Raw genomic sequence first — 12,035 nt, 5'->3', positions numbered from 1 at the left:
TCGATCCGGCGACGCTCCGCCAGCGAGAGGTGAGAATACCGAACCTTCATTCGAATGTCCTTTCAAAGCCCAACTCATTGTTGAGGATCAAAAGTCGCACTCCAAGGTAGCGCGTCCCTTGCGTATACCAACTCTTATAGTAATTGGAATTATGTAATTATATCAATATCTTATTGTGTGTTCTTCGTTCTCTTCCAAGCATCCTGCGGCGCCTCAAGCCCTACGCCGCGGCGAGCCATTCGGCGAGCTTCGTCCAGCGCCGCCGTCCCGCGACATTCCCCACGGCAATGGCCACGGCCTTCCTCTGGCCGACCAGCACCACCAGCTTCCGGCCGCGGGTGACGCCGGTATAAAGCAGGTTGCGCTGCAGCATGGCGTAGTGCTGGGTCATCACCGGGATGACCACGGCCGGATACTCCGACCCCTGCGCCTTGTGGATCGTGGCCGCATAGGCCGGCACGACGGTATCGAGCTCACCGAGGCCGAAGACGACCGGGCGGCCGTCGAAGTCGATCGTGACCTCCCCCTCTTCGGGATCGACCGACGTGATCCGGCCGATGTCGCCGTTCCAGACTTCCTTGTCATAGTCGTTCTCGACCTGCATGACCTTGTCGCCCGGCGCAAAGGTCCAGCCGAAGCGCTCGACCTTCGGGGCACCCGCCGGGTTGAGGGCGGCCTGCAGTTCGATGTTGAGCGCACGCGCGCCGACGCCGCCGCGGTTCATCGGGCAGAGCACCTGGATGTCGCGGACGGGGTCCAGCCCGAAGCGGCGCGGGATCCGATGGCGCACCAGTTCGACGATGCGCGCCCCCGCCTGTTCGGGCGCCTCGGCCGGCACGAAGTAGAAGTCCGTTTCACCCTCGGGCGCCGAGAGGTCCGGCAGCCGGCCTTCGTTGATCCGGTGCGCGCTCGTGATGATGCGGCTCTGCGCGGCCTGGCGGAACACTTCGGTCAGCCGCACCACCGGCACCGCGCCGGAGCCGATGATGTCGGCCAGTACCTGGCCGGGACCGACCGAGGGCAGCTGGTCGATGTCGCCCACGATCAGCAGCGCGGCCATGCCCGGCACCGCCTTCAGCAGCGACTGCATGAGGGGCACGTCCACCATCGAGCTTTCGTCGATGACCAGCAGATCGCAGGCGAGCGGGTTCTCCTCGCTGCGCTTGAAGCCGGCGGTGGCGGGGTCGAACTCGAGCAGCCGGTGAATGGTGCGGGCCTCCAACCCCGTGGCCTCCGCCATGCGCTTGGCCGCCCGTCCGGTGGGCGCGCAGAGCAGCAGACGGGTGCCCTTGGCCGCGAGGATGCGCAGGATGGCATTGACCAGGGTGGTCTTGCCGACACCGGGTCCGCCGGTGATCACCAGCACCTTGGAGCGCAGCGCCAGGCGAACGGCCCCGGCTTGGCTGGCGGCGAGCGTAAGACCCGTTGTCTGCTCGATCCACGGCAGGGCACGGTCGGCATCGATCTCCGGCCACGGCAGGGGACCGCTGGCCAAGCGCTTGAGATGCGCGGCGATGCCGCGCTCGGCCTGGTGAAGCCCGGTCAGGAACACGCAGTCCGTATCACCCACCCGGTCCGCCGTGACCGTGCCCTCCGCCAGTTCCAGAGCCATCGCACGCGCGATGAGCTCGACCGGCACCTCCAGCAGCTTTTCCGCGAGCCCCGCCAGTTCCGTCCGCGGCAGCCCGCAATGCCCCTGCCCCATGGCCTCGGAGAGCGCGAAGGAGATCCCTGCCCGCACCCGGATCATGGCGGTCCTCTCGATGCCGAGCTTTTCGGCAATGACATCGGCGGTGCGGAAGCCGATGCCGCGGATGTCCCGGGCAAGCCGGTAGGGGTTCTCGCTCATCACCTGGACTGCATCGAGGCCATAGGTCCGGAAGATCCGCACGGCCCGGGCCGTGCCGACGCCATGCTGGTGCAGGAAGACCATGATCTCGCGGATGACCTTCTGGTCGGCCCAGCCGGCGGCGATCCGGGCGGCACGGACGGGACCGATGCCGCCCACCTCCCGCAGGCGTTCGGGGCTGGTCTCGATGATGTCGAAGACCTCCGTGCCGAAGTGGCGCACGAGGCGCTTGCCCGTGACCGGGCCGATGCCGCGGATCATGCCCGAGCCGAGATACTTCTCGATGCCCTCGGCCGTCGTGGGCGCGGAGGCCCTGAGGAACTGCGCCCTGAACTGGAGACCATGCGTGCGGTCGTTGCTCCACTGCCCCGAGGCACTGATCCATTCGCCCGCCGAGATCGCGGCGGCATGGCCCACCACCGTCACCAGGTCGCGGTGCCCGCGCGCCTTGACGCGCAGCACGCAGAAGCCGGTCTCGGGATTGTGGAACGTCACCCGCTCGACAAGTCCCGCGAGGACCTCACGCCCGTCATCCTGAGACTGCTGGTTCATCAAGGCGTCCGGCCGTGCGTTGGGGGGATAGCTTGGGCTGTAGACTCAGGGCGGAAGCAACCCGTGACAGGTTGGGTATCTTCCGGGCACCTCGTCATGATCCGTCCCGATCTGTGGGGGTCAACTCCTCAGGTCGCGCTGACCCTGTCCGAGTTGCCACAGGATCGAGCTGACCACTGACCGCCTCAGAGGTCACTCGCGCCTGAAATCCTCGGCGAACCGGCCGATCTGGTGCATGCGTTCATGCAGGATCGTCACAATGCCGATGTCGCCATTGGACAGCCGGCGCCAGTAGACGAAATGGTGCTCGTAGCGGAAGAAGAAGCCGTTCACGCCAAACTCGGCCGGGATCGGGCGGGAGGCGACCCCATGTGCCTCGATCCGCTCGAAGGCGGCGATGAGGCCGGTGATATAACGATCGGCCTGCGCTTCGTCCCAGCGTTCACGGGTGTAGCGATAAATGTCATCCAGCCGCATCGATGCGGCCTCCTGGATGCGAAGGGCCGCCACGATCAGCCCCGGTTGCGCGCGATCACCTCGGCAGCCGTCAGGGGTCGATAGCTGTCCTCGGGCGCGGCGAACGCTCGGGTCAGTTCGGTCTGAAGGCGAACAAAGGCTTCAGCCTCGGCCCGTTCCTTGTCGCGACGGATCAGGTCACGGACATACTCGCTGACATTCTCATAGGATCCGTCCTCACCGACATTGGCCGCAACGAAATCGCTCAGCACCGGGCCGAGCCGCACGGTCATGGTTGTGGTCTGAGCCATGGCAAGGTCCTTTCCGATAGCGTCTTCAATATGACCATTATTGAAGACGAAACAAGAACCGCGTGTCCCTGCTGGCTCCTTGCTCGTCCGAGTTCCAGAGGCGCCAGCAGACGAGTTGCTCAGAAGGGCCCTGCCCTTCACGACACCGCTTCGACCATCACGTCGGGCAGACGCACCACGTCCTCGATATGGACCGTCGTGGCATCGACCTGCACACCATGATCGCGCAGCCGTGCGAAGGTACGCGACAGGGTTTCCAGCTTTATCCCCAGTCGGCCGGCGATCAGCGCCTTATTGTAGGGCAGGGCCACCGGACCGTCTCCGTCGCATTCCGCGATGAGGTCCAGCAGGAACTCGGCCACCCGGTGCACGCTGGTACATGTCTTCAGCACCTCGATGTGGGCAATGAGCTGCTGCAGACGCTGAAAAGCCGGAGCCAGCATCGAGGTGGCAAGCGCCGGGTCGGACTGCAGCAGGCGGCGTACATGGCGTGCGTCCAGCCGCAGCAGCCGCGCCGGGCTGATCGCCTCGGCCGAGACAGGCCAGGGCTGGCCGCAGAGTGCCGCTGCCTCGCCGAAGCTCTGGCCGTCGCGCATGGTGCCGACCACCGCCTCGATCCCGCTGGCGGCAGTGCGGTAAAGCTTGATCCAGCCCTCCAGCACGACGAACAGCGCGTCGGAGGGCTCGTCCTGCAGGAAGAGGACCTGACCGGCCCTGAGGCCCTGCACCCGTGCATCCTTCAGCAGCATGGCCTCACCCCCGTCGGGAAGACTGGCAAGGAGAGCGGATCGACGGGCGGTCTCAAGCTCGGCGGGCGTCAGGATAACCTGGGCAGAGGGTGAGCCAGCGTCGCACCCGCGGCGCATTGCTGCGTCAAGGATGCATGTCTTCGCCGGGTCAAGCCTGCAGGGCCTTGCCGGAGCCAGCGTCGTGCAGCGGGACATGATCGGTTGGGCCGGGCATTCTGCTGTCCCGACGCAACTCAGCATGTGCGGCCAAGCGCGCGGCAGTGTCTTTCGGATTGGGCTGGCTGATTGAAAATCAATCTGGCTCTCGTCTGCTCATCAATGCCGAACTCAACCCTGGTGCGAAATGATCGTTCCATCGGGGCGCCCTGCCCCGGTTTCGGGTCGGTGCGATAATGTGGACCGCCAGGATCTCGCCGCCCTGCTCAACGAATGCGCACTGCAGATGCGGGTCCGGGAACTGGGACTCTCCGCAGTTCCGGCCCGTCACGGTTCATTCGCTCCTTTCGGAAAAGTGTCAGTGATACCGGATCGAGATGGCCAGTCGGGGAGCCTGAACCTGGGCTGCATGCGCGTTCCACCTGAAGGTGGCTTGCGAAAGCGAGCTGACCGGCTCGTAGCCGACTGCACGGGCAGCGAAGCCGCAGGCCGGGCACTCAAGGATCGCGCGCCACACCCGGAAGCTTTCGGCATCGACCGACACCGAGGGAGGCACTTTCGTCCCACAGGCGCATGTCTCGATCCCGGATGTCAAAGCCGCCTCCCCTGCAAAGCGGCCTGAGGACGCCATGGCGTCTGATAGCCTGACATTCCTCGGTTGCGACTGAAGGAATGACGTTGAACCGTATGTATTTTTGGGCCGCGTGGCCGGATGAACACAGCTGCGTTCCAAGGCAGGACTCTGCTGCTGACGGACGTCCGGAAAGCGCAATTGCGATGGCAGGCTGCGTATTAGAACGGCCTAGCCGATAGGTTCAGTTGCCTGTCCGTCTTCCAGCCCTGTAGTTCCAGGCGGGTTGCGACTTGTATTTCCAGATGCCGATACGCGCCGTCCTCGCTGCTTTCTCGTCGCGCACATAATCGTCACCATACTGACGATAGGCCCATGCCATGCCGCGCCTGACCATTTCGCGATTGACGTCGTGGCGTCCTGCACGGCAGCGGGCGACAGTGCGGCCATAACGGTCGGTGTTGACGCGGGTGCAGCGGACCGGACCGGCCGACAGAATGTCGGCCAGGGCGTCGGTTGCGGCTGTGCCGCAAGCGACGGGTCCGCAGCTCTGCCCACGTTCGGGCGCGTCGATCCCGAACAGGCGGATGCGCTCACCCGCAAGTTCCAGCGTATCACCGTCTATAACGTGCCATTCTTTGCCGCTCTGTGGCCAACTGAACGCGACGAGCGCCGCGATTAGCAGAAGCGCCGCCGCTGCGACGATCAGCCGCCGCCAGCGGGGTCTGCCCTGGGGCTGCGGGTGGTCAGCCGCCACGGTTCTTGCCGCGCCCGGATGGGGCATCGGGCCGATGGACGCCGGTGGCAGAAACGGCGCTGGTAAACAGGCGGGGCGATGCTAGGGCCGCTTCGGTCAGGATCTTCGCGATCACACCCGTGTTGCGCATGGCTTCGCGTCGGAAAACGTCTTGCTGGTGTTCAGCCGGCACCAGGATCGCGCGGAAGTCCGTCTCGCCGTGCCGGGCGCAGGACACCATGAAGGCCGCCATCCATTTGACGCCGAGTTGCACGATCTCGCTGCGGGGATCGCCCATCCTGTCGATCTCGGCCCAGCAGAGGGCGGCGGCGCTGGTGATGGCGGCCAGCGTGTCCTGGTCGCCCTCGGGCACGCCACCCGTCGCCTTCACTTCATCCACCCAATCGGCCAGCTTCATGTCGGCTTCCTCGCAAGATCAGAAGAGGATTGTGGGACCCTCGGTGTCGTCCACGGTGCTCCATGCATTTTCGGGAAACATGGCGATTTCGGTGTAGCCGATTGGCTATACCAGAAGGCGATAAACCGAACAAATCTCGGGACTTCGCCGAAACGCTGGGTAGAGTTTCCCTGCGTTGCTTCGGAAAAGCCATGCAGGACCAGGCGCTTTGCGGTCATGGCGGTTGCGGAGTTCACGCAGGACAGGACGGACACACTCAGGCTGTCACCTCGACGTGCGGTTTTGGGGAGGCATCCGCTTTCCGAAGAGACCAGATGCAACATTCGCGACCGAGACATTCACATGACCAGCCAGGACAGTTCCATGAATGGCCCAGGACTGACGAAGACGGAATGGGAACTGCTGCTGGAAGCGATCCATGCTTATAACCACAATGCGGATTACCGCATCCTCCACGGCAAGCTTGCCATCCTGGCAAGGGCCTCGGGCGTCAGACCGAAAGGCACCACGCTGACCGGCGGGGAAACCGGCCGGACCGGACAGGGCCGGCGCGGCCTCACCGGGTGATCTCGCCGGCTCGGACGGCCTGGCTGTGGTATTCATTCACCCATGAGCCTTTCATACCGGCCGCCGTCCTGCATCCGAATGCGCTGCAATACGCTGTCGATGATCCTGCTCCGACAAGGCCAAGGAGATTTTTGATCTTTCCCCGGCCGTGACCGACGTTTCCAACCAAGTTCAGCCCTTGCCGCCGTCCCTTCATGTCCGTTCCTCGGCCAGCCGTCGTTCGTTGAGGCCGATCAGGCTGCCGGTCAGGTTGAGGGTGCCGAGCTGGCAGGCCCGGACCATGCCGCGCATGTAGCCCCCTGGGCTGATGACCGGGGTTTCGGGGTCCGATCGCCGTGCATCGGTGATGAGCGTGCAAAGCATCAGTTCCTCCTCGGACATGAGCTGCGCCCATTCCTCCCAAAGCCGCGGCCGCAGGCCGATGTGGGGGAAGCGGTCATAGGCCGCGCAGATGAAGTCGAACAGCGTCAGCTCGCCCGGGTCGCTGCGGTGGCGCAGCAGATCCTGCTGCATCTCGACGGAGGCCAGTTCGAACAGCCGCTGCGGTCCCAGCCGGTCGATGAACTGGCCCTTGACCGCTGCCCTGCCCGCCCCATCATTTTTTTCTGTGCTCTTCGCGGAGCCGTTAGGCGGAGCAGCTGAGGGATTGTCTTGCACGGGCTTGCCCGTGCTCCGGTTATCCACGCATGCGTTACCTGACTTCATGTGAATTTGGGTTGTATCTTGTATATGAGACCGCTCGAAACTGAGCGGTCCACCGCTTGATTTCTCGAGGTTCTCGACAAGAGCCAGCGCTTCGCGACACAGGGATTCGGCCTCATCGACGTGCCGGCGCAGCTCGGCCACCGTCATGCAGTACAGCGCCTCGGCCGCAGGCCAGGCGTCACGCTGCTCGACAAGCGCCTGGACCGTCTCGCCTGCCGCACCAAGCTCGATCAGCGCCTCGATCGCGTGCCGCAGATGGCGACGGGCGATGGAGCGCCTGCCGCGCAGATGGGCGTGTGCGCGCCGCTCGGCCTCGGCCTGCTCTCTCATAGCCAGAAGGTCGCTCACCTGCGCCAGCAGTGGCCCGAAGAAGATGCCGGTGCCGGTCCAACGGCTGCGGGCGCCGTTCGCGGCCGTACGGCGCTCGATCAGGCGGGCCGCCGCAAGCTGCGCCTCGTAGCGCCGCCAGGTCGAGGCCGGGATGCCGCGGGCCCGGGCGATCTCCACCGCGTCCATGTAGCAGCAGGGCTCGGTCTTTGGCTCGGTCCAGTCGGACGGACGGGTGGCACCCATCATGTCGGCAAGCGCGTTGATCGCGCCGGCACAAGGCACGGGACGCAGAAGATGGCGCACTGTGCGCACCAGATCGAGAAGGGCGCTGCGCCCGCCGGGCAGCGCAAGGGTCGGAAAGAGGGGGGCGGCTTGGGCCGCAAGATGTGTCATGGTCTGCTCCTGACAGGTTCAGGCGCAGGGGCGGCCGGCAAGACGGGTCCGTTCGCGCAAACGCGTTTTCTGCTTGATCGGGATGTCAGGAGGGACTACAACGGGCCTTAGCTTTAGATAGGCTTTCAGGTTTGGCGACCTGGTTGCATTGTCCCCCCGCCGGTTTCCCCCGCGCGGGGGTTCTTCTTTGTGGCGTGTGCTGCTGTCCTCGACTCTTCTTGATTTTGTTCCTCGGGATACACGGCGCGGTGAGCTTCGGCAAATGTTTGTCGCGGGCAGGCTACCGCCCCAGCGGTCAGTAGCGGACGAACTGATGGTGATAGGCGCCGGTGTGGTCGCGGTAGCGGAAGGCCACGCCGCGCAGGCTTGTGATCTCCCGCTGTCCCCGGTTCACCGATCCGATGGTTTGATGGGCCAGACAGCCGGTGTCGTTGTCGCGGATGCAGACGCGGCGCGTGACGCGCTTGCCGCCGACCGCCTCGGCCAGCCATGCCGGGCCTTCCTCGAAGCTCGCGCGCTGCCATGAAAAGGCTCCGGTCCGGCCATAGGTGCCGGCTTGGGTGCTGTCCTCAACCATGATGTCGCCTTCCTTGTCGCGAAACCTCCAATATCTGATGTGGTAGATCTCCATCGCATCGCGGTAGGTACGCACTTCGGGGGTCAGGCCATCGGGTCCGAGCTGCAATGGAACGATTCCGGCAAGGGCTGCGTCTTGGGCGCTGATCCCCATTGGACAACGCCAGAGTTGCAGGGGCGGCTCGACAGGCCAAGGCGTGATCCGGCGGATCACCTCGGCCTTGGCGGCACTGCACTCGGCAGAAGCTGGGAAACCGCCTGCCATGCAAAGCAGAATCGCACAGTCTATGGGGTAGGCTTTGGCATCCTGGGGGATGAGCATTGCAGCAGCCGGTATGACTGAAGCAGCCAGAAATGCTTTGATTCTCAGAGTACAAGACACGGCTGACCTCAAGTTGCAGAGCAGGTCTCTGCCAGCCAGTCATATCTCACAAGCTACACCTAATGCAATATTATAATTATGCGTCTTTATTGCTATCTTGCTGGTGCTTCGGCTTCCCTGCGAGCAGAGGCTCGTCTGTATCTGCGCCAGAGAGCCACATCACCTGAACCTCGCCGGTGTTCCAACGATACAGAAACCCATGCCGCTCTCCATCGACAACAGGCTGGATCGGTTCTGCATGAGTTTTCTTCGGCCGCATATCTCTGGCTCCGAGTGAACCAGGCGACGTTACAGTCTGCCACAACCATTTGGAAAGTAGATCAAGCCAAAGTATAGCCGTATGGCTATACTCAATGGTTAACCGTTCAGGTATCCCCTTGAAACGGCTATGGCAACGGCCTGCGTCCTTGAGGCGGCCCCGAGCTTGGAGCAGGCTTTCGACAGGCGCTGCTTGACCGTGGCCTCGGAGATACCCAACTCGGCTGCACACTCACGCTGTCCATGTCCGTTGCGGAACGCGCGCAGCACGGCGAGCTCTCCTTCTGTCAGCCGTGCCTTGTTCAGCAGCAGTTCGCACCACATGGTGAACTTGGCTTCAACAATCTCGATCTCGGCGTCTGTGAACTCCCGATCCGGTCGGGCCATCGACATGAAGCAACGCTTGCGCCCATACTTCTTGGTGACTGTTGCGCCATATCGGAGCCCGTGCCTCGCCGCGCTCGCCATGATGCCGCGTAGATCGGGGATGTTCACCTCCGACCAGCGGATCGAGCCAGTCTTCGTCATCGTCCAGACAAGGATCGGATCGCCAAAAAAGTAGTTATTTTCCTCGTACTCACTCTGCCACCCGGAGGGGTAGCGATTAATCAGAACCTCGGCGCCCTTGTAGGAGATGTTGAAGCCCATGAACCACCCACCGGTGGCGAGCGCGTCCAGCTTTGCTTCCTCCTCGGGGAAGTTCGGAACGAAGTCTTGGAGCATGGAGGGCGTAGTCTTTGCTGTAGGTGAACTGCTTGGTATATCCATTTGGCTACTCTGAAAAGGCAGTTTTGCAACTTTGTGGCAGACTCGCCTGCTTGCCTTGTCCTACAAGGGTCTCAGGACAAGGGAGCGACCCCATGTATGATCGAACGCCACCGAAAATCCAGGCCATTGCAGAGCTTACAGCGGACATGGTCGAAACGCTCTCCGAGCACTTCAAGACCTACCAGGCTGATGGGGTGGTCATGATAGAGGTCACGTCGCGAGGGCTTTGGCTCCAACACCCGGCCACAGGCACCCGGCAGTTCCTGGGCCTTGCGCGTTTGCCAAACAAGTTGCGTCACTGATGAGGATGGATATGAAGCTTCAAGACATGAAGGTGTCCGTCCTCAAGCTGCCGGCGGCAGTTTCGGAGTGGGATCTCGTCTCCAAGTTCCTGCACTACCGGAAAGAGGTCTTTGTTGACCGGAAGGAATGGGCGCTCCATGTCGCAGAAGAAAGTGAGTTCGAGCAATACGACACGTTTGATACAGTTTACGTTATCGCCCATGTTCATAGGGAAGTAATTGGGGGCGCTCGACTGAAGCGGACTGATACGACCTTGGGAACAGGCAAGATCGTTTACAGCTACATGATCCGCGATGCTTGTCTCGACCTGTTACCCGGGATGCCGGTCGATCTCTGCTATAGCGAGCCCCCGGTCGATCCGGACGTGTGGGAGTTGACGCGCTTTGCCGCACAAGCACCAGGCGTGGCCACCGCGATCCTGCGGCGTGTGAACGAGTATCTTTTCGGGGAGGGGGCGACGCGTTGTCTTGCTCTTGGCTCGCCGGCGTTCATGCGGATGGCGCAACGAGCGGGATGGCCTGTCAGCAGGCTTGGTCCCCTTAGCGGAAACCACGACGGTCGATTTCTGGCCTTTGAATGTCCGGTCGTGAACCCGGTTCATGTCGCGGCACAAGAGTTGCGCCTGCGGCAGCAGCCCGCGCAAGAAATGAATGGTAGTCTGCACTAACGCTGCGAGCTTCATCCATCGTGCGGGCAAAGAGCTGGTCATGACAGATCGAGAAGTCTGTCAGGGCATCGAAATAGGCTTGGAAGTCCTGTTCGATCAGGTCGGCATACTCCTTCAGTAAGGCATCGTTCTGAGGCACGGCCGGAGGCACAGGGGGCGTGCAGGCACCAAAGGCCCGTGCGTCACCACAGAATATTGTCAACCAGAGCAAGATTGTAACCAGGGAGAAGGTTGCGCGCCTGCAAACGGGGTGCTGTGACCCGGTGTTTTCCTTGCAGATTTGCTTCAAACCAGTATCCCAAGGGTTGCCGTCAAAAGTGGCGGTGTGTGCAATATTACCACTTGCACGCAATATTGTAAACTTGTATCGAGCTTGTAACCGCGTGGCGGTTCGCAGGCTGATACCCCACGAGGTTCTGTCTGTGTCCACACCAATCACAAACTCGGCTCCGAATGTGGTCAGTGAAGACGGACTCAAGGAAGAACTCACCCGCGGCTGGCATATCGAGGTCATTTGCAAGAAACCCGCGGAAAAGCGGCAGGCCAACTGGCATGGCGCCTGGGGTATCAGGATTGTCTCGCCTGACGGCAAGCTCGAACGAACGCTGGTCACTTACCGGAAAGACATGGACCAGAGACTGTTCCGGACGATCAACGGCCTCATCTCATTCTTGTCAGAATGTGGCATCACCTGCCCGTGCGTGCCGATGTCTGAAGGTCAGCGCGCCCTGCAGGAAAGGCAATAGTTCTAAGGCGTGGTTAGGGGCGTTCATCGCCCTGCTCTTGGGGAGTACGCCGGTAGCGGCTGATGTGATCCGCTTCGACGCAAGCGGAAAGCAAATCGGCGAAGCACGGGTCAGTTCGGTGCAGCGTTATGACGCCGCAGGCCGGCTCGTCGTCCCGTCAATGCCCGAGGCCGCCGCTATCGACCTAAACGGGGCTGATCTCGCGGCCGAGGCGATGATGCTTCTCGAACCGAGTGCCGCGTCTCGGCTTTCGGCCCCTGCGAATACAGGCCGCGCGGCGGGCATTGCCGCCGTGCGAAGCGTAGCGCTGCGCTATCAGCACCATCCGGCCCTCAAGCTCAACAACATCGCGCCAAACGAATGGACGGCGCTGTTCCAGGCCCTGGTCTGGCAGGAATCGCGCTTCAACCCGCGCGCCCGCAGGGGACGCGCTACCTTGGAGTGCGACTTTTGATCCTCAACAATGAGTTGGGCTTTGAAAGGACATTCGAATGAAGGTTCGGTATTCTCACCTCTCGCTGGCGGAGCGTCGCCGGATCGAG

14 protein-coding genes are annotated in these 12,035 nt (G+C 62.7%); 5 read left to right on the top strand and 9 right to left on the bottom strand.

Annotated features, from left to right (window positions below):
* Positions 1–220: 220 nt before the first annotated feature.
* The 6 genes from H5395_RS16755 to H5395_RS16730 form a co-directional block, all read right to left on the bottom strand.
* The gene (locus tag H5395_RS16755; RefSeq protein ID WP_182793682.1) at positions 221–2,401 is read right to left on the bottom strand and encodes an ATP-dependent RecD-like DNA helicase; all 2,181 of its coding nucleotides are present in this window, start codon (positions 2,399–2,401) and stop codon (positions 221–223) included.
* Between the two features lie 192 nt (positions 2,402–2,593).
* Positions 2,594–2,911 (bottom strand): type II toxin-antitoxin system RelE/ParE family toxin, encoded by a 318-nt coding sequence (locus H5395_RS16750; RefSeq protein WP_182793681.1) that lies wholly within the window; start codon positions 2,909–2,911, stop codon positions 2,594–2,596.
* A gap of 2 nt (positions 2,912–2,913) precedes the next feature.
* The gene (locus H5395_RS16745; protein ID WP_182793680.1) at positions 2,914–3,168 is read right to left on the bottom strand and encodes an addiction module antitoxin; all 255 of its coding nucleotides are present in this window, start codon (positions 3,166–3,168) and stop codon (positions 2,914–2,916) included.
* A gap of 137 nt (positions 3,169–3,305) precedes the next feature.
* Positions 3,306–3,917, bottom strand: a complete 612-nt coding sequence (locus H5395_RS16740) for a Crp/Fnr family transcriptional regulator (RefSeq protein WP_182793679.1) — start codon at positions 3,915–3,917, stop codon at positions 3,306–3,308.
* Between the two features lie 971 nt (positions 3,918–4,888).
* Entirely contained in the window at positions 4,889–5,401 is a 513-nt protein-coding gene (locus tag H5395_RS16735) for a thermonuclease family protein (protein WP_182793678.1), read from the bottom strand.
* Entirely contained in the window at positions 5,391–5,798 is a 408-nt protein-coding gene (locus tag H5395_RS16730) for a hypothetical protein (protein WP_182793677.1), read from the bottom strand. The genes H5395_RS16735 and H5395_RS16730 overlap by 11 nt, the downstream gene beginning before the upstream one ends.
* Before the next feature lie 363 nt (positions 5,799–6,161).
* On the opposite strand from H5395_RS16730, the gene H5395_RS16725 reads away from it, so the two are divergent.
* Complete coding sequence (locus H5395_RS16725; RefSeq protein WP_182793676.1) at positions 6,162–6,365, top strand: hypothetical protein; 204 nt, start codon at positions 6,162–6,164, stop codon at positions 6,363–6,365.
* A gap of 192 nt (positions 6,366–6,557) precedes the next feature.
* Here H5395_RS16725 and H5395_RS16720 read toward each other — a convergent pair whose 3' ends face one another.
* From H5395_RS16720 to H5395_RS16710, 3 genes are all read right to left on the bottom strand, one after another.
* Complete coding sequence (locus tag H5395_RS16720) at positions 6,558–7,793, bottom strand: helix-turn-helix domain-containing protein (protein WP_182805386.1); 1,236 nt, start codon at positions 7,791–7,793, stop codon at positions 6,558–6,560.
* A 295-nt stretch (positions 7,794–8,088) separates the two neighbouring features.
* Positions 8,089–8,691 (bottom strand): hypothetical protein, encoded by a 603-nt coding sequence (locus H5395_RS16715; RefSeq protein ID WP_182793674.1) that lies wholly within the window; start codon positions 8,689–8,691, stop codon positions 8,089–8,091.
* Between the two features lie 417 nt (positions 8,692–9,108).
* A complete protein-coding gene (locus H5395_RS16710) occupies positions 9,109–9,732 on the bottom strand; it encodes a helix-turn-helix transcriptional regulator (protein WP_182793673.1) in 624 nt (207 codons plus the stop codon).
* Positions 9,733–9,869: 137 nt separating this feature from the next.
* Between H5395_RS16710 and H5395_RS16705 the strand changes: the two genes are divergently transcribed.
* From H5395_RS16705 to H5395_RS16690, 4 genes are all read left to right on the top strand, one after another.
* The gene (locus H5395_RS16705) at positions 9,870–10,079 is read left to right on the top strand and encodes a hypothetical protein (RefSeq protein WP_182793672.1); all 210 of its coding nucleotides are present in this window, start codon (positions 9,870–9,872) and stop codon (positions 10,077–10,079) included.
* A gap of 5 nt (positions 10,080–10,084) precedes the next feature.
* Positions 10,085–10,747: an acyl-homoserine-lactone synthase gene (locus tag H5395_RS16700; protein ID WP_182793671.1), complete on the top strand. Its 663-nt coding sequence runs from the start codon at positions 10,085–10,087 to the stop codon at positions 10,745–10,747.
* A gap of 422 nt (positions 10,748–11,169) precedes the next feature.
* Complete coding sequence (locus tag H5395_RS16695; RefSeq protein ID WP_234450978.1) at positions 11,170–11,493, top strand: hypothetical protein; 324 nt, start codon at positions 11,170–11,172, stop codon at positions 11,491–11,493.
* A gap of 64 nt (positions 11,494–11,557) precedes the next feature.
* Entirely contained in the window at positions 11,558–11,947 is a 390-nt protein-coding gene (locus tag H5395_RS16690) for a hypothetical protein (protein ID WP_182793670.1), read from the top strand.
* The last annotated feature ends 88 nt before the right edge of the window (positions 11,948–12,035 follow it).

The organism is Paracoccus sp. MC1854 (assembly GCF_014164635.1).
Lineage (GTDB): Bacteria > Pseudomonadota > Alphaproteobacteria > Rhodobacterales > Rhodobacteraceae > Paracoccus.
The sequence above is the reverse complement of the archived record's forward strand: the minus strand, read 5'-3'. Positions and strand labels throughout refer to the sequence as shown.

Coding starts and splice junctions, on each gene's coding strand:
- H5395_RS16705 (WP_182793672.1), top strand. CDS start 9,870: ATGTATGATCGAACGCCACCGAAAATCCAGGCCATTGCAGAGCTTACA.
- H5395_RS16730 (WP_182793677.1), bottom strand. CDS start 5,798: ATGAAGCTGGCCGATTGGGTGGATGAAGTGAAGGCGACGGGTGGCGTG.
- H5395_RS16745 (WP_182793680.1), bottom strand. CDS start 3,168: ATGGCTCAGACCACAACCATGACCGTGCGGCTCGGCCCGGTGCTGAGC.
- H5395_RS16715 (WP_182793674.1), bottom strand. CDS start 8,691: ATGCTCATCCCCCAGGATGCCAAAGCCTACCCCATAGACTGTGCGATT.
- H5395_RS16755 (WP_182793682.1), bottom strand. CDS start 2,401: ATGAACCAGCAGTCTCAGGATGACGGGCGTGAGGTCCTCGCGGGACTT.
- H5395_RS16710 (WP_182793673.1), bottom strand. CDS start 9,732: ATGCTCCAAGACTTCGTTCCGAACTTCCCCGAGGAGGAAGCAAAGCTG.
- H5395_RS16740 (WP_182793679.1), bottom strand. CDS start 3,917: ATGCTGCTGAAGGATGCACGGGTGCAGGGCCTCAGGGCCGGTCAGGTC.
- H5395_RS16720 (WP_182805386.1), bottom strand. CDS start 7,793: ATGACACATCTTGCGGCCCAAGCCGCCCCCCTCTTTCCGACCCTTGCG.
- H5395_RS16700 (WP_182793671.1), top strand. CDS start 10,085: ATGGATATGAAGCTTCAAGACATGAAGGTGTCCGTCCTCAAGCTGCCG.
- H5395_RS16725 (WP_182793676.1), top strand. CDS start 6,162: ATGAATGGCCCAGGACTGACGAAGACGGAATGGGAACTGCTGCTGGAA.